Source organism: Flavobacterium sp. (assembly GCF_044371705.1).
Lineage (GTDB): Bacteria > Bacteroidota > Bacteroidia > Flavobacteriales > Flavobacteriaceae > Flavobacterium.
Genome location: NZ_JBILTE010000041.1, coordinates 1 through 16,407, shown reverse-complemented (window position 1 = coordinate 16,407; position 16,407 = coordinate 1). Strand labels below are relative to the sequence as shown.

Sequence of the window (16,407 nt, the reverse complement as noted above, 5' to 3'; positions counted from 1 at the left end):
ATTTCTGTACTGAATATCCCCAAACAAACGCCATTTTTCAGTGAGTTGATAATTGATTTTAGTAAAAACATTCACATCCGTTTTGGTTGAAAAATCATCGTAATACCGATCTCTGATTTCACTTTGTGAAGCAAATTGAGCCCAAATAATTTCGCCAAAATGAGCTCCTTCATACTTGTTGGCTGCTCCACCAATGATCAAATCTACTTTGTCTTTGATGTAGTTTACCGAAAAAGTAGTTCCATAAAAATCATTATCCAACCAACGTCTGCGAATTAAATCGGTCACATCAATGGTTTCTCCTCCTAAAACAATCGGATTCAAACCATAATCTGAAAAATCTTCATCTTCTCTGTACTGTTCAAAATAACCTTTTCCTTGGGTATAATGCAAAGCAAAATTACTGCTCCAGTTTTCACTCCAACGCTCGTTCCAATGCAATTGGTAATGGTCTTGTTGGTAATTATCGGTTTCATTGTCATAGAATTTCATGGTTCCGTTTTCGTCAAAATACATACCTGCCACGTTGAATGTTCGATTGTTTCGCAGTTTTTCAGGATCTTCCAAACCGTACCAAGCTTGGTAGGTTTTTTGAATTCCACCAAAAGCGAGTGCTTTAATCAAGGTCGTTTTGCCCACGTAGGTACCTTGGAGAAAATACGACTTTAAATCGGAAAACGCACGATCGATAAACCCATCAGAATTGATGGCCGATAATCGTCCGGCTAATTCAAAGTGTTCATTCATCAACCCCGAACTGAATTTTACCGTATGTTTACGGGTGTTAAAACTTCCGAAGGAATTTGAAATTTCGCCTTTAGATTCCTTCGAATAATTATCGGTTAATAGATTCAAACTTGCTCCAAAGGCACCTGAACCATTGGTAGAAGTTCCAACACCTCGCTGCAACTGCAAACTTTCGGTTGAACTGGCAAAATCGGGCATATTTACCCAAAAAGTACCCTGACTTTCAGAATCGTTGTACGGAATTCCGTTGATGGTAACATTTACACGCGTGGCATCTGAACCACGCACCCGAATTCCGGTATAACCCACACCGGCTCCGGCATCGGTAGTTGTTACGACCGAGGGAAGATAATTCATCATAATGGGAATATCTTGCCCAAGATTTCTGGATTTGAATTGTTCTTTGGTAAGATTGGAGAAGGTAACAGGTGTTTGAGAAGTGACTCGAACGGCAGACACTAACACTTCATCCAAAGAAACTTCTTTTGGTTTTACGGTGTCTTTGATAGTTTCTTGAGCGATTCCCGAAAAACAGATGAATAGGGCCGCACTTAAAAAGCAACTATGCTTTTTTTTGCGATAGCCTTTACGGCTACAATTGTTGAATAAAGTTTTCATTCGTAATAGATTACGAATAAAAGGGGTAATTATTCTTGGTTAAAAATTAAAATTGATACTCTGGCATTACGTCAAAAAAAGTCCAGCCCGCCGGCCGGCTCATTCGCTAAAAATGTTCACTGAACATTTTCTTAACGCTCTGCCCTCCCTAAACAGCATTACCTGTTCCAGGTTCGTTGGGTATGATCTCAGCTCGTTTGTCCTGAATTTAGTTCAGGATATAAGCACCCCTTTGAGACAGGGCAAATGTATGAAAAAGAAATTCAATGGCAAAAAACAATAAAAAACACAAATCCCTTTCCCATCTTCCATCTCCCATCTTCCATCTCCCATCTCCCATCTTCCATCTCCATCTTCCATCTTCCATCTTCCGTCTCCCATCTTCCATCACCTTCTTAAAGTTCCGGTTTCTTTCTATTCTGTTTAATTTCTGAAGTATTTCGTTTGGCTTTGATTCGCTTTTCAATAACCGAACGGGGAATTTTAGTTGGTTTTCTTTTTTTAGGTATAATTAAAGCATTTTGAATAAGTTTCAAAAATCGTTTGGTTACAATTTCTTTGTTTTTGAGTTGGCTCCGATCTTCATCACAATTTAAAATCAAAAAGCCTTGTAGCGTGAATTTAGTTTTTAGTTTTTCTGAAAGCAATGCTTTTTCGTCGTCACTTAAACTTTGAGAATTGTGTAAATCAAATGACAAAACGACTTTTGATGCCACTTTATTGACGTTTTGGCCTCCCGCTCCGCTACTTCTGACGGCTTTAAAACTGAGTTCTGATAGAATTTTAGCTGCGTCCATTACTGCGGTTGATGAGCAGGTTTTAATAAATCGTTGACGGTTTTTACCGGATTAAAGGTAATGAGAGGAACTTCAACAAAAATAGTCAACCATTTTGCCATGGCACCGTTCCATAAACCGGGAAGTTCGTAGGCTTTTATCTCTTTTCCTTTGTGGTTTTTGTAGACAATAAATCCGCTGTTGTGATCGACAAATTGCGACAAATCAAACGGAAGTCCTTTGTAATTTTTAATTCCACACACCAAATCAACCGGATTAAAATAGGCTGATTGTTCTAAAAATCGCACTTGGTTTTGATCTTCTGTATCGATTTGCGAAGCTTCAACAATTTGAAGAAAAACATTTCCTTTGGCATCTCGCACCCAAAAAGGTCCACCACCGGGTTCCCCTTCATTTTTTACCATCCCACACACACGAATGGGTCGGTTCAAAATCATTTGCAGGTATTCAATTTTGTTTTCTTTGGTATATTTCGAATACTCTTCAATGATGGAAGTATTCAAATGAATTTTGATAAAAGAAACCACTTCCGAAATCATTTCTTTGGCAACAACATCCGTTTCAAGTTGTTTTAAATAGTAGAAAATTTTATGCTGTTTCTCCAATAAAATGCCTGCCAAAGCCTTTTTATACAAAGCAATCATGTCCTTATGATTTTGAAGTACATTGTCAATGTTTTTAATAAAAACCAAATCGGCATCCAAAACATTTAGATTTTCAATTAAAGCCCCATGTCCGCCCGGTCTAAATAGTAGCTGGTTGTTATCATCACGATAGGGTTCGTTTGCAAGATTGACGGATACACTGTCGGTGGATTGATTTTGAAAGGAATAGTTAACAGAAATTTCTATTCCGCTTTCTTGTTCAATTTTGGTTTTGACTAAAGCTACTGTATCTTCAAAGCTAGACAAATGTTCGGCAGAAACAGTAAAATGTACATGAGCTTTTACTTTAGAAGAAGCATAATAAATTGCTTCATTTAAATGTTCTTCAATAGGTGTAGCTATATGATCTACATATTTATGAAAAGGCAAAACCCCTTTAGGTTTATTTGCATAATCAAAGTGACTTTTAGACAGCATGGTTTTGATGAACAAATAGTCTTTAGTGTCTCTGCTTAATTGATCATAATCGGCGTGCAATTGTTTGGTCGCTGTATAAATTTCTTGATAAAAGGGCAACTTTTCTTTACCGATTAAAAACAATGATAAATTTCTTGCTTTTTTGCGATTAATGTAAGCATTGATACTTTCTTCGCCATTTTTAAACTCATTTAAAAACTCATTTAAAAACTTAAACATTCGACTTGCAGCTCCTGAAGCAGGCACAAATTTCTTCAATTTCAATTGTTCTTTCTTTTCATCATAAAGATTAGAAAAAAACAAAGCTTGTTCGGGAGTAATCGTTTGAATACCATCATTTATAGTCGCTATTCGATTTAGATCGGCAAAGTGAATACCCTTTTTCATAAAGGAAATTTGTTTTTCAACCGCTTCCAATTTAATTTGATGGTTCTGAAGCTGAATTAAATCAAATGAATTAAATCCAAGGTTTTTTGCACGAATTAACTCGTCAATTATCGTAACTGCTTTGTGAAATCTACGTTCTTTATTTCCCGAAAGTTTGACGTAAGGTTTGTTATAATCAATTAAAGCCTGTTCAAAAATGGCTAAGGTTTGTTCGCGATTTTGAGGTCGGTCTCTTAAGTCGTCTTTTTCCCAAGGAATATCAATATCGGTTAAAAAAAATAAATCGTACTTATGCTTTTTTGCTGCTTTTTGCAAAGCCTTTTCACAATTGCCGTAATACATGTCTGAAAAAACCTTGGTAACCAATAAATTGGTGTCGCTAAACAAAATACCGTTGGCGTTAATAAGCGACTCATTTTCCAGTCGTGTCTGTCCAATTGCAATGGGAAGTAAATCTTGCTGGGTACAAATCTGCTTTGTTTGATTCCATTTCTCTTGCAGATACTCGCGAGCATACTCAGGCGTCCAAACAGTTTGGTAATGTTCAGCTAATTGTTCAGCCAATGTGGTTTTACCTGTACATTCGGGTCCGTATAAGGTAATTTTTATTAGACTTGTGTGGAATTGTTTAAGGTTTTCTTCCATTCGATGTAACCAAAAATGGCTATGATTGTAAAAATTAAATATTGTAAACTAGTGAACGTATATCCTTTGAAATAATATAAAGGAACTGATAGTACGTCACCAATAATCCAAAAAATCCAATGTTCAATTTTTCGTTTAGCCATGAGCCACATGCCAACAAAAAAGAAACCGGTAGTTAGTGTATCAACATAACTGGACCATTGTGTAAATTTATCAAAAAAATCGTAAATACACACTACAAAAAATAGCGTTACTGCAAAGATAAAAAAGGCCCATATTGTCTCACTTATAGTAATACGGGCAATTGGATATAAATCGGTGGTCCCTTCTTTTCTTGTCCAATGGTACCAGCCGTAAAAACTCATAACAGTGTAGTAAAAATTTATAGACATGTCGCCGAATAGTTGCCATTTCCATAATAAATAAATATAAATTACGGTACTTACAATTCCGGTTGGGAATACCAAAATGTTGTCTTTTCTGGCAAACCATACACTGGCTAAACCAAACAAAACTGCGACAATTTCTAAAAAAATGTCCAGATTAGAATACTCTTTATATTGCGAGAAAAAAAGTTCAATCATTATTGAAGAAATCAATGTTTTGTTCAAAAGCTGTTCCTATAACAACCATATCAGCACCTGAATCGTACGCTTCTTGAATCCCTTTTTGTGTTCGGATACCTCCTCCAACAATCAAAGGAATTGAAATAGTGTTGGAGACTGCTTTGACTACTTCCCAAGGAACCGATAGTTTAGCTCCACTACCAGCTTCTAAATAAATTAATTTTTTCCCTAAAAATTCTCCGGCTTTTGCTGTGTGACAAATGTATTCGGTATTATTTCTGTCTAAAGGTTTGGTCTTACTCACTCGCTCAACTGCTGTTTGCCTTCCTCCATCAATTAAAAGATAGCCTGTTGGGATAATTTCTAAAGCTGTATTTCTTAAAAACGGAACTGCATTTACTTGATGTTCAATTAAATAATCCGGATTTCTACCGGATAGTAAACTTAAAAACAAAATTCCATCGGCATACTTTGATATTTGCGACGGATTCCCCGGGAAAAGTATAATCGGAAGCACCAATGTTTCTTTCAAAAACTGAATCAAGAAATCTACTTTATCCGATACAACGATACTTCCACCTACTAAAATATGTGTAGCCGGCGATAGTTTAATTTTATCTTTCAGCAAATGTAATTGATCATAATCCATTTGATCAGGATCGAGTAAAATAGCCAACAATTTTCGGTTCTCAGTTTTTGCCAGAACGATGTCTTGATAAATTTTTTTCATGAATTCATTTCCCATAGCCAAACTAGGGTATAGTTTTCGATTTCCGCAAAATGGACCATAAATTCTTGTTTAGTATCAATAAAGTCTAGTAAGGCTGTAGTTTTTGAATGATTTATTTCAAAAGGTTTGGTAAAAATATGGTCTTTAAAGCTAATTCCTACTTCGTTTCTAACTTTAAAAACAGCTTCCTTTATTCCCCAAACTACTGTTAGTTTACTAATAAATTCTGCTGAATTATTTTCACATTCATACACAAATGCTTCAGCGGCAAACTTTCGGGCAATTTTTTTTATTAAATCACGCCGTAATTCTAAGTCAATTCCAATATTTTTATCCGACAACATGACAACTGAAAAATCATAGGAATGTGAAATTGAAATGTTTTTGTTGTCTTTCAAATGCGGTTTACCAAATTCGTCATAATACAAATCAAAATCGGTATATCCGGCTTCTTGCAACAACATTCGAACCGCTAAAAATCCTTTTTGATGACTTTCAGATTTCATTCCTTCCAAGCGGGCTAACGAATTGTCTTTTAAAACTACGGCTCGAAATAAGTTGTTAAATGATTCTGCTATTTTCCAAATTAAAATAACAGAATTGCTGTCAACCGAAATTTTTTGATAAAGAGGCATGAAAAAATGTGTGATATCAAATTGTAATTCAAAACTTTAGTGAACTAAACAAATCATAAAAAACACAAAAAGGTTTTTAATTCCCTTAGCTATTCCGTAGATTTGCAAAAAATTTTTAGCTAATATAACTATTTTATAAATGAGTACACAAACATTACCTTACGTTGCGTTCAAAGTGAAAGATATTTCATTGGCCGCTTGGGGAAGAAAAGAAATTGAATTGGCCGAAGCAGAAATGCCGGGCTTAATGGCACTTCGTGAAGAATACGGAGACAGCCAACCATTAAAAGGTGCTCGAATTGCAGGATGTTTGCACATGACCATTCAAACGGCTGTTTTAATTGAAACTTTAATTGCGTTAGGAGCTGAAGTTACCTGGAGTTCTTGCAACATTTTCTCTACGCAAGATCATGCTGCTGCTGCTATTGCTGCCGAAGGAATTCAAGTATATGCTTGGAAAGGATTGAATGAAGTGGATTTTGACTGGTGTATCGAGCAAACATTATTCTTTGGTGAGGACAGACAACCGTTGAACATGATTTTAGATGACGGTGGTGATTTAACCAACATGGTTTTTGATAAATATCCTGAATTAATTTCGGGAATCAGAGGTCTTTCAGAAGAAACAACTACCGGTGTTCACCGTTTGTACGAACGTATGAAAAACGGAACGTTGCACATGCCTGCAATTAACGTAAACGACTCTGTTACAAAATCAAAATTCGACAACAAATACGGTTGTAAAGAATCTGCTGTTGATGCGGTTCGTCGTGCAACAGATATCATGTTAGCCGGAAAAAGAGTTATTGTTTGTGGATATGGTGATGTTGGAAAAGGAACAGCGGCTTCCTTTAGAGGCGCAGGTTCTATTGTAACTGTTACTGAAATTGACCCTATTTGTGCTTTACAAGCAGCAATGGACGGTTTTGAAGTGAAAAAATTAGATACTGTTATTAAAACTGCTGATATTGTGATCACTACAACCGGAAACAAAGACATCGTAATTGGAAGACATTTTGAACAAATGAAAGATAAAACGATTGTTTGTAATATTGGTCACTTTGATAACGAAATCGACATGGCTTGGTTAAATGATAACCACGGAGCATCAAAAATTGAAATCAAACCACAAGTTGATAAATATACCATCAATGGAAATGATATCATTATTTTAGCCGAAGGTCGTTTGGTTAACTTAGGTTGTGCTACAGGTCACCCAAGTTTTGTAATGAGCAATTCATTTACCAATCAAACGTTGGCTCAAATAGAATTGTGGAACAACTCGGCTAATTACAAAAACCAAGTGTATATGTTACCGAAACATTTAGATGAAAAAGTAGCAGCTTTACACTTGGCTAAATTAGGCGTTGAATTGGAAACATTAAATAACGAACAAGCTGCTTATATTGGAGTAGATGTTCAAGGACCTTACAAACCGGAATATTATAGATACTAGTATTAAGACTAGAATATTAAGGCTTTATTTTGAAATAAAAATTACCCTTGCTGAAAAGTGAGGGTTTTTACATTTACGAAAACACCAATGATTTACCTATGATCTAAAAACAAAAAAACCCATTTCTCGCGAAATGGGTTTTATATTCTATGTAGCTTCTAATTATGCTTCAAAAGGAATAATAGATACAAATGATTTGTTATCTACTTTTTTCTGAAACTTAACAACACCGTCAACTTTTGCATGTAAAGTATGATCTTTGCCCATGTAAACGTTTTCACCCGGATTATGTTTAGAACCTCTTTGTCTTACAATGATGTTTCCTGCAATAGCTGCTTGACCACCATAAATCTTAACGCCTAAACGTTTCGATTCTGATTCTCTACCATTCTTGGAACTACCGACACCTTTCTTGTGAGCCATGATGTTTACCTTTTATAAGTTAATATTAAAATTAAACAGCTCTACCGCCATTTAATTCATCTTGTAAATTTTTCAATTCATCCATTTTACCAGCAGCAGCTAATTTTGCTTGTTGAGCCCAAGTAGTTGGATCTAAATGTGACACTTTAGCTTCTGATGTTTCCAAAATAGTTTTTACATCATTTGCACTAGCTTTAGCCAATTTTGCAAAAGTAGTAATTCCGGCAGCAACAAGAACTTCAGCAGCAACAGGTCCAACTCCTTCAATAAGAGTTAAATCGTCAGCAACTTTTGGAACTTTTGCAGCTTTTGGCGTTTCAGATTTTGCAGCCGCTTTTTTTGGTGCAGAAGTTAAAATCCCTTCAACAACAATTTGCGTAAATGACTGTCTGTGTCCGTTTTTCTTTTTGTAACCTTTTCTTCTTTTCTTTTTGAAAACGATTACTTTATCACCTTTTAAGTGTTGAATCACTTTGGCTTCTATTGAAGCACCTTCTATAGCGGGGGCGCCTATAGTAACTGTTCCATTATCGTCTAATAACATCACTTTGTCAAAAGAAACTTTGTTTCCTTCTTCTGCTGCTAAACGGTGAACAAATACTCTTTGGTCTTTGCTAACTTTGAATTGTTGCCCTGCTATCTCTACGATTGCGTACATAACAATATGTTTTAGTTAAATTTTTTAAGGTTGCAAATATACAACTTATTATCAATCATACAACTCAATGAATAAAAATATATTGAAATTTTTAAAACTTAAATGGCTCAGCCTTACTATTTTGTAAAAAAATGAGGTAAAGTGTAACAAATTTACGAAATTGCATACCTATTATAACGAAAAAATTAATCAATAGTTTTTATGAAAAAATCATTAATAGCTTTAAGCACACTACTTATGGTTGGAGGAACAGTTTCCGCTCAAAAAGTGGCCTTTGAAGAGTATACCCTCAATAATGGTATGCACGTAATCTTACATCAGGATAATTCGGCCCCTGTTGTTATCACATCGGTCATGTACCATGTTGGTTCAAAAGATGAAAATCCGGAACGTACAGGTTTTGCTCACTTTTTTGAACATTTATTATTCGAAGGTACGCAGAATATTGGACGTGGTGAATGGTTTAAAATTGTAACCGGAAACGGCGGAACCAATAACGCTAATACTACTGATGACCGAACGTACTACTACGAAATTTTCCCTTCAAATAATCTGGAATTAGGTTTATGGATGGAATCTGAACGTTTAATGCACCCAGTAATTAATCAAATTGGTGTTGATACTCAGAATGAAGTAGTAAAGGAAGAAAAACGTCTTCGTGTAGACAATCAGCCTTACGGAAATTTAATTGCAGAAATTAAAAAGAACATGTTTACCAATCACCCGTATCGTTGGACAACGATTGGTGAAATGGAACATTTAGATGCTGCAACTTTGGAAGAATTTCAAGCATTCAACAAAAAATTCTATGTGCCAAATAATGCTGTTTTAGTAGTTGCAGGTCAGTTAGACATCGCACAGACAAAAATTTGGATTGAAAAATATTTCGGCTCCATTCCAAAAGGAGCTCCTGTAACTCGTCAAAAATTTGAAGAAGCTCCGATCACTCAAACAATCAGAGCACGTTATGAAGATCCAAACATTCAAATACCAATGGTTGCCGCTTCGTATAGAACGCCTTCAAATAAAACGCGTGATTCAAAAGTATTGGACTTGATTTCTACTTTGTTATCAGATGGTAAAAGTTCAAGATTATACAAAAAAATAGTGGACGACAAAAAAATGGCTCTGCAAATTGGAGCCTTCAACTATAGCCAAGAAGATTACGGTATGTATATTATCTACGGACTTCCAATGGGCGAAAATACACCTGAAAGTTTAATTAAAGAAGTTGATGAAGAAATCGTTCGTTTACAAACAGAATTAATTTCTGAAAAAGAATATCAAAAATTGCAAAACATTTTTGAAAATCAGTACGTAAACAGCAATGCTTCTGTAGAGGGAATTGCAGATAATTTGGCAACGTATTACATGCTATATGGTGATGTAAACTTAATCAATACCGAAATTCAAGTGTACCGTTCAATTACTCGTGAAGAGATTAGAGATGTTGCAAAAAAATACCTGAACCCCAACCAACGTCTAATTTTGGACTATGCCCCAAAATCTGATAAAGCTCAAAACTAAGAAGATATCATGAAAAAAATAGCCATATTATTATCGAGCTTGTTATTAACATTTACTATGCAAGCACAAGACAGACCTCAACCAAAACCGGGACCGGCTCCGAAAATTAACATCGGAAAACCACAGAGTTTTGAATTATCAAACGGATTAAAAGTTTTGGTCGTAGAAAACAATAAACTTCCAAGAGTTTCCTATAGTTTAACAATTGACAACCCACCGTATGCGGAAGGAGTGAAAAAAGGAGTTTCAGACATGACCAGTAGCATCATGGGTAATGGAACAAAAACTATTTCAAAAGAGGCTTTTAACGAAGAAACAGACTTTTTAGGTGCTTCTATCAACTTCAGTTCTAATGGTGCTTTTGCTAGCGGCTTATCTAAATATTCTAAGAGAATTTTAGAATTAATGGCCGATGGAGCTTTGAACCCATTGTTTACACAAGAGCAATTTGACAAAGAAAAAGAACGTTTTCTTGAAGGATTAAAATCGCAAGAAAAAAGTGTTCCTTCCATTGCACGTCGTGTAGAAGAAGCTTTAACTTATGGGAAATCACATCCTAATGGAGAATTTGTTACCGAAGAAACTATCAATGCAATAACACTTGCAGATGTTACTAATAATTATTCCACCTACTTTAAACCGGGAAATGCATATTTAGTTGTTGTTGGAGACGTTAAATTTAAAGAGGTAAAGAAATCAGTTACGAAACTTTTCTCAAAATGGGGCAAAGGAACTGTTCCTGCACAAACTATTGTTGATCCAACGGATGTTGCTAAGACTCAAATTAATTTTATAGATGCTCCCAACGCAGTTCAATCGGAAATTTCGATTAACAACATTGTGAAATTAAAAATGACCGACGCCGATTATTTTGCTGTTATTTTAGCAAATCAAATCTTGGGAGGTGATTTCAATAGCTACTTAAACATGAATTTAAGAGAAGCTAATGGTTGGACATACGGTGCTCGTTCAAGTATTCGAGGAAGCAAATACACTACCAATTTCAGAGCATCCACGCAAGTGAGAAATGCGGTTACTGACAGTGCTGTAGTAGAATTCATGAAAGAAATCAAAAGAATCAGAACTGAAAAAGTAACGGATGATGTTTTGAAAAATGTAAAAGCAGGCTATATCGGAAACTTTGTAATGCAAATTGAAAAACCAACTACTGTTGCTCGTTATGCTTTACAAAGTAGAACGCAAAATCTTCCTGCTGATTTCTATGAAAACTATATCCAAAATATCAATGCGGTAACTGCAGATGATATTTTAAGAGTATCGCAAAAATACTTCCTTGACCAAAATTTACGAATCGTAATTGTTGGAAAAGCCACCGATGTTTTAGCCGGATTAGAAGCATTAAAAATGCCTATGACTTACTATGACAAATATGCTAATCAAGTTGAAAAACCGGTGATTAAAAAAGACATTCCAGCGGGTGTTACAGTAAAAACTGTTTTAGATAATTACATCAATGCAGTGGGTGGTCAAACGAATGTTTCAACTGTTAAAACAATAGCTTCCAAAGGAACTACAACTGTTCCTGGAGCTCCGGGACCTATTACGTATACAAGTAAGGTAGATGCTAGTGGTAAATTAGCAATTGAATTAGCAATGGGATCCATGAGCGTAATGAAACAAGTAGTCAACGGAAACACAGGCTACATGGCTCAACAAGGGCAAAAAATGGAATTACAAGGTGAAATGTTGGAAGACATGAAAGCTGGTGCACATCCATTTCCTGAATTGACAATGGCAACAAAAACGGGCGTTGTTTTAAAAGGAATTGAAACAATTGACGGAGCGGATGCTTATGCGATTGTAGATGGTAAAAAAACCAGTTATTTTGATGTGAAATCAGGGTTAAAAGTAGCCGATGTTACTTCGACTCCACAAGGAGATAGCACTACAAACTACAAAGATTACAGAGATGTAAAAGGTGTAAAAGTTCCATTCAATACCATCATGAATGTAGGTTTTGAATTAAACATCAAAATGGACGAAATAAAAGTAAACGAAGGTGTTACTGACGCTGATTTTAAATAATCACTAACTTCAAAATAATTGAAAGACTGTCAGCCATGACAGTCTTTTTTTTATTTCAAATTATTGTCAGTTGTCGGTTATAGGAACACCGATTAGTAAAATTAGAGAAATCTGAAGAATACGAACCGTCTATAATCTTTAAAATATCTTAGAGTTCAAAAATCTGTGTTAAAAAATTACCTATCACAAAATCTTGATGGAACACAGATTAATAAAATTGAGGAAATTGGAAAAATATAGTCTTATTAATTTTTTAGATTTCTTAGATTTTTAAAATCCGTGTTCAAAAATTCAAAATTACTTTTTAGCCGATAAATAAACGCCAAACATGATAATACAAGCTCCTAAAAGCTGAATAAGCGTAAGGCTTTCATTATCTACCAATCCCCATAAAAAGGCAACAATAGGAATCAAATAAGTAACCGAAGAAGCAAAAACCGGCGAAGATATTTTTATCAATTGATAAAATAAAATATTGGCGAGTGCTGTACCAACTACTCCTAAAACTACGATATACCCAATAACATCTTGCGTTTCCTGCAATTGCACAGCTTCAAAAAAACCGGAAAAATATAAAACAATAAAAGCAGGTATAATCATTACTAAAAAATTACCGGTAGTAATGCTCAATGGACTCAAATCGGATAAATATATTTTTATAAAATTGACATTCAAGGCATACAGTACCGATGCAATAATTAATAAAATCGCATAATTGTAATTTTGTTCCGGATGATTGGCCGCTCCATTCAATACTAATAAGGCACTTCCAATTAATCCGATTATAACGCCATAAATTTGACGTCGTTGAAAATCTATTTTATAAATCAGAATACCCAGCAATAAAGCATGCAGTGGCGTGAGCGAATTTAAAATAGCACTCACGGAGCTGCTTATTTCCGTTTGAGCATATGAAAACAAATAAACCGGAAAAAAAGTGCCACAGCTAGCTGTTAAAGCCAAATATTTCCAGTGCCGAAGTTGAATTTTCTTAATACTATTAAACCCAATAATCAATAAAAAAACAGCGGCAAAAATCATTCGCAATGAACCTAATTGAAAAGGTGTTAGTCCGGTTAGCCCTCTTTTAATTAATATGAAGGAACTGCCCCAAACCAAAGCGAGTATAACTAAATAAACAAACCGAAGATTCTTGTTTTCCATGATAAAATTTGACGTCACAAAACTGCGTTAATTTTCGCAATAAAAAAGTGAAATTTATGTTATTTTTGTACTTACTTATGAGTAGTTCAGAAAAGTATAATTTTAAAATAAAAACATATGAAAATCAACAAAATGATTGCTGCTATTGCACTAACTTCAATTGTAATGGTCAGCTGTAAAAATGAAAATCCAAAAGAAGAAGCAACAGTTACAACAGAACAAACACAAGACCAACCCGCTCAATTAGCAACTGCTTCTTTTTCGATTGAAGGAATGCATTGCGAAGTAGGTTGTGCCGGAGTTATTCAAAAGAAATTAGCAAAATTGGAAGGCGTACAAGATGCCAAAGTAGACTTTGCAGGCAAAACGGCTACGATTACATACGACGCCAACAAACAAACACCGGAAATTATGGTGCAAACCGTTCAAAATATTTCGGACGATTATAAGGTATCAAATGTTACTTCTGTACCTGAGAAAACTAACGTAGGGACATAATTTTAGAGGATTTTAAACAACAAAAGGCTATCAATTTGATAGCCTTTTTGTTTTATAATAAAGTTGACCTTTTCTATTTCTTGTTCTTTACATGCAAATTAAATTCTTTAAACAATTCTAATAAACTCATCGTAGATTTTATTAAATCATTCGTTTCTAACAACAAACCAAAATATAATTTACTGTTTTTCGGACTGGTTTCTATCGTCCTGATACGAACAATTTGCTTTTGAATTAAATCAGTAATTGAATGTAATAATTGTTCTTTCTCAACAAGAATTTCATCTAATTTATCAAAATTTTTATTGACAAAAATCACTTCAATCTTGTCAAACATTTTCATCATTTGTGCATCCACACTCTTTAAATCTCTAATTTGATTAAATTTAAGTTGTTTGTGATTATTGTTGATGTGGGAATAACTGTTTTGAGTAATAAACTCTAATGACTGAATCATGTCTTGCAAATAACCCAATATCATGACATAAAACTTACTTGCCTCTACCGATGTTTCATCCAAATTTTTGATGAAATAATAGACATTGCTTTTCAATTCATCTACTTCTTTTTCTAACTTCTTCAGAGATTTTCTATTCTCTTTAAGCTTGGATAGATCTTGAAGTCCTAAGTTTTCAATTACATCGGTATACACTCTATTGGTTGCACCAATTACTCTTGAAATCTGAGAAGAACTTTCCAAAATTATTTCGTTAATGGTAACGATATCTTCTCTTTTCAATTTTCTAAACTCTTCGTCTGCTTTTAATTTTCTTTTGTGCAATTGGTTACTTCTGTAAAAGAAAATAGCCACTACAATCATAAAAGCAAAGAATGCATAAACCTCACCTATAAATAGTATGTAAGCAATAATTGCAGAAGACAAAAAGGCTGCAATAGCAGTAACAAACCAACCTCCTATGACATTAAAAACGCCTGCTACTCGAAAAACCGCACTTTCTCTGTCCCAAGCCCTGTCGGCAAAAGACGAACCCATGGCAACCATAAAGGTAACATAAGTAGTAGAAAGAGGCAACTTCATTGAAGTACCAATGGAGATTAATACAGAAGCCACCACTAAATTTACAGAAGCTCTAACAACGTCAAACATAGGCTGACTGTCTCTTTTACCTTTTACTTCCGGTTGCACAAATTGTGCATCTAACTTAGCCTGTAATGATTTTGGAACGATAAAACTAATTCCATTCCCAATATAAATCATCGCCCGTACCAAGTTTCTTGAAAGTGGATTGGCGTTGTATTTTTCATTTCCATCACCTTGACGAGATAAGTTTTGTTCGGTTTCAATAACCGTTCTCGCTTTTTTTGAGGTCCACAATGTAAATACCATCACCGCACCTGCCAATGCCAAGAAAATGAATGGAGCTGGCAAATTTTCCTGCTCTAAACCTGACATCATAAACTGTGTGGCGTCAAGATTTTGGCCTGGTTCAATATACATCCCATAAGCTTGATAAGCCGCAATTGGGACACCAATAAAATTTACTAAATCGTTTCCGGCAAATGCCAATGCCAAACCAAATGTTCCGACGATTATGATAAATTTAAAAATATTATATTTAATTACACTCATTAAAACCTGACAAACAATGGTCCACAGCAACAATGAATAACCAATAATGGTAAACGGACTGTCTTTAATAAAATCTTTAACAACATCAGGCACAAATGTGATTTCCTTTAACCCTTTTACCAGAATAAAAAATGTGATTGCTGTCATGGCAAAACCACCAAATAAAGCACCAACATATTTGTATCTTTTATCTACATGAAAAGTAAATATCAGTCGGGAAACATATTGAACCAATGTTCCCAAACCAAATGAGAGCACGACAGACAATAAAATACTGTATACAATTTCAGATGCTTTTTTAGTATTAATATAAGCTCCTAAACTATCTAACCCTTCGTCTGAAACGTATACTTTATACATAGCTAAAGCCAAAGAGGCTCCCAATAAAGAGAAAATAACAGAAACGGTTGTAGAAGTTGGTAATCCTAAAGTATTAAAAACATCCAGTAATAAAACATCGGTGATCATCACCGCCAAAAAGATGATAATAACGTCGTTAAAACTGAACATGCTTGGAGTAAAAATACCATTTCTGGCAATTTCCATCATTCCATTGGAATACAAAGCTCCAACAGCAACCCCAATACTTGCAACAATCATAATTGTTTTAAAAGAAACTGCCTTGGAACCAATAGCAGAATTTAAGAAGTTTACAGCATCATTACTTACACCTACCATCAAGTCAGTAATTGCAAGAATTGCCAATGCTATAAGCATTATAACATAAATTTGATCCATTCTATTTTTGGTATAATATTCTGCAAAAGTCTATCAATTATTTCAATGCAATGTTAAGAATGTGTTATCAAATTTAGCAAAATTATTTTAGAAGAAATG

General features: G+C 34.7%; 15 protein-coding genes. 4 read left to right on the top strand and 11 right to left on the bottom strand.

All coding sequences use genetic code 11. The annotated features are described in order from the left end of the window. The 7 genes from ACIQ2S_RS04670 to ACIQ2S_RS04640 form a co-directional block, all read right to left on the bottom strand. A partial coding sequence (locus ACIQ2S_RS04670) for a TonB-dependent receptor plug domain-containing protein (protein ID WP_396173313.1) occupies nt 1-1,365 on the bottom strand: 1,365 nt, incomplete at its 3' end. A gap of 208 nt (nt 1,366-1,573) precedes the next feature. Next, nucleotides 1,574-1,753, bottom strand: coding sequence for a hypothetical protein (locus tag ACIQ2S_RS04665; protein WP_396173309.1), 180 nt, complete (start codon nt 1,751-1,753; stop codon nt 1,574-1,576). Nucleotides 1,754-1,760: 7 nt separating this feature from the next. After that, nucleotides 1,761-2,162 (bottom strand): alternative ribosome rescue aminoacyl-tRNA hydrolase ArfB, encoded by a 402-nt coding sequence (arfB, locus tag ACIQ2S_RS04660; RefSeq protein ID WP_396173307.1) that lies wholly within the window; start codon nt 2,160-2,162, stop codon nt 1,761-1,763. Next, nucleotides 2,162-4,276: a DUF4301 family protein gene (locus ACIQ2S_RS04655; protein WP_396173306.1), complete on the bottom strand. Its 2,115-nt coding sequence runs from the start codon at nt 4,274-4,276 to the stop codon at nt 2,162-2,164. Before ACIQ2S_RS04655 ends, arfB begins: the two co-directional genes overlap by 1 nt. Then, complete coding sequence (gene pnuC / locus ACIQ2S_RS04650; protein WP_396173304.1) at nt 4,240-4,860, bottom strand: nicotinamide riboside transporter PnuC; 621 nt, start codon at nt 4,858-4,860, stop codon at nt 4,240-4,242. Before pnuC ends, ACIQ2S_RS04655 begins: the two co-directional genes overlap by 37 nt. Continuing rightward, a complete protein-coding gene (locus tag ACIQ2S_RS04645; RefSeq protein ID WP_396173301.1) occupies nt 4,853-5,572 on the bottom strand; it encodes a geranylgeranylglyceryl/heptaprenylglyceryl phosphate synthase in 720 nt (239 codons plus the stop codon). Before ACIQ2S_RS04645 ends, pnuC begins: the two co-directional genes overlap by 8 nt. Next, the gene (locus tag ACIQ2S_RS04640) at nt 5,569-6,207 is read right to left on the bottom strand and encodes a 4'-phosphopantetheinyl transferase family protein (RefSeq protein ID WP_396173299.1); all 639 of its coding nucleotides are present in this window, start codon (nt 6,205-6,207) and stop codon (nt 5,569-5,571) included. The genes ACIQ2S_RS04645 and ACIQ2S_RS04640 overlap by 4 nt, the downstream gene beginning before the upstream one ends. A 139-nt stretch (nt 6,208-6,346) precedes the next feature. Between ACIQ2S_RS04640 and ahcY the strand changes: the two genes are divergently transcribed. Further along, on the top strand, nt 6,347-7,663 hold the full coding sequence (gene ahcY / locus ACIQ2S_RS04635; protein WP_396173297.1) for an adenosylhomocysteinase: 1,317 nt from the start codon (nt 6,347-6,349) through the stop codon (nt 7,661-7,663). 162 nt (nt 7,664-7,825) lie between these two features. On the opposite strand, the gene rpmA is transcribed toward ahcY, so the two are convergent. Beyond that, entirely contained in the window at nt 7,826-8,086 is a 261-nt protein-coding gene (gene rpmA / locus ACIQ2S_RS04630) for a 50S ribosomal protein L27 (protein WP_396173294.1), read from the bottom strand. Nucleotides 8,087-8,117: 31 nt separating this feature from the next. Then, a complete protein-coding gene (gene rplU / locus ACIQ2S_RS04625) occupies nt 8,118-8,744 on the bottom strand; it encodes a 50S ribosomal protein L21 (RefSeq protein ID WP_396173292.1) in 627 nt (208 codons plus the stop codon). 201 nt (nt 8,745-8,945) lie between these two features. Here rplU and ACIQ2S_RS04620 point away from each other — a divergent pair, with 201 nt between their 5' ends. After that, nucleotides 8,946-10,271 carry a M16 family metallopeptidase gene (locus tag ACIQ2S_RS04620; RefSeq protein WP_396173290.1) on the top strand — a complete coding sequence of 442 codons (1,326 nt, stop codon included), beginning with the start codon at nt 8,946-8,948 and terminating at the stop codon, nt 10,269-10,271. 9 nt (nt 10,272-10,280) lie between these two features. Continuing rightward, nucleotides 10,281-12,317 carry a M16 family metallopeptidase gene (locus ACIQ2S_RS04615; RefSeq protein ID WP_396173288.1) on the top strand — a complete coding sequence of 679 codons (2,037 nt, stop codon included), beginning with the start codon at nt 10,281-10,283 and terminating at the stop codon, nt 12,315-12,317. A 297-nt stretch (nt 12,318-12,614) separates the two neighbouring features. Here ACIQ2S_RS04615 and ACIQ2S_RS04610 read toward each other — a convergent pair whose 3' ends face one another. Continuing rightward, nucleotides 12,615-13,481: a DMT family transporter gene (locus tag ACIQ2S_RS04610; RefSeq protein WP_396173286.1), complete on the bottom strand. Its 867-nt coding sequence runs from the start codon at nt 13,479-13,481 to the stop codon at nt 12,615-12,617. Nucleotides 13,482-13,598: 117 nt separating this feature from the next. Here ACIQ2S_RS04610 and ACIQ2S_RS04605 point away from each other — a divergent pair, with 117 nt between their 5' ends. After that, nucleotides 13,599-13,979, top strand: coding sequence for a cation transporter (locus ACIQ2S_RS04605; protein WP_396173284.1), 381 nt, complete (start codon nt 13,599-13,601; stop codon nt 13,977-13,979). Nucleotides 13,980-14,052: 73 nt separating this feature from the next. On the opposite strand, the gene ACIQ2S_RS04600 is transcribed toward ACIQ2S_RS04605, so the two are convergent. Next, complete coding sequence (locus tag ACIQ2S_RS04600; protein WP_396173282.1) at nt 14,053-16,308, bottom strand: inorganic phosphate transporter; 2,256 nt, start codon at nt 16,306-16,308, stop codon at nt 14,053-14,055. Between the last annotated feature and the right edge of the window lie 99 nt (nt 16,309-16,407).

Excerpts from the sequence above, each read along its gene's own strand:
- ACIQ2S_RS04610 (WP_396173286.1), bottom strand. The coding sequence starts at position 13,481 with ATGGAAAACAAGAATCTTCGGTTTGTTTATTTAGTTATACTCGCTTTG.
- ACIQ2S_RS04620 (WP_396173290.1), top strand. The coding sequence starts at position 8,946 with ATGAAAAAATCATTAATAGCTTTAAGCACACTACTTATGGTTGGAGGA.
- ACIQ2S_RS04605 (WP_396173284.1), top strand. The coding sequence starts at position 13,599 with ATGAAAATCAACAAAATGATTGCTGCTATTGCACTAACTTCAATTGTA.
- pnuC (WP_396173304.1), bottom strand. The coding sequence starts at position 4,860 with ATGATTGAACTTTTTTTCTCGCAATATAAAGAGTATTCTAATCTGGAC.
- rpmA (WP_396173294.1), bottom strand. The coding sequence starts at position 8,086 with ATGGCTCACAAGAAAGGTGTCGGTAGTTCCAAGAATGGTAGAGAATCA.
- ACIQ2S_RS04655 (WP_396173306.1), bottom strand. The coding sequence starts at position 4,276 with ATGGAAGAAAACCTTAAACAATTCCACACAAGTCTAATAAAAATTACC.
- ahcY (WP_396173297.1), top strand. The coding sequence starts at position 6,347 with ATGAGTACACAAACATTACCTTACGTTGCGTTCAAAGTGAAAGATATT.
- ACIQ2S_RS04645 (WP_396173301.1), bottom strand. The coding sequence starts at position 5,572 with ATGAAAAAAATTTATCAAGACATCGTTCTGGCAAAAACTGAGAACCGA.
- ACIQ2S_RS04615 (WP_396173288.1), top strand. The coding sequence starts at position 10,281 with ATGAAAAAAATAGCCATATTATTATCGAGCTTGTTATTAACATTTACT.
- ACIQ2S_RS04600 (WP_396173282.1), bottom strand. The coding sequence starts at position 16,308 with ATGGATCAAATTTATGTTATAATGCTTATAGCATTGGCAATTCTTGCA.
- ACIQ2S_RS04640 (WP_396173299.1), bottom strand. The coding sequence starts at position 6,207 with ATGCCTCTTTATCAAAAAATTTCGGTTGACAGCAATTCTGTTATTTTA.
- rplU (WP_396173292.1), bottom strand. The coding sequence starts at position 8,744 with ATGTACGCAATCGTAGAGATAGCAGGGCAACAATTCAAAGTTAGCAAA.
- ACIQ2S_RS04665 (WP_396173309.1), bottom strand. The coding sequence starts at position 1,753 with ATGGAAGATGGGAGACGGAAGATGGAAGATGGAAGATGGAGATGGAAG.
- arfB (WP_396173307.1), bottom strand. The coding sequence starts at position 2,162 with ATGGACGCAGCTAAAATTCTATCAGAACTCAGTTTTAAAGCCGTCAGA.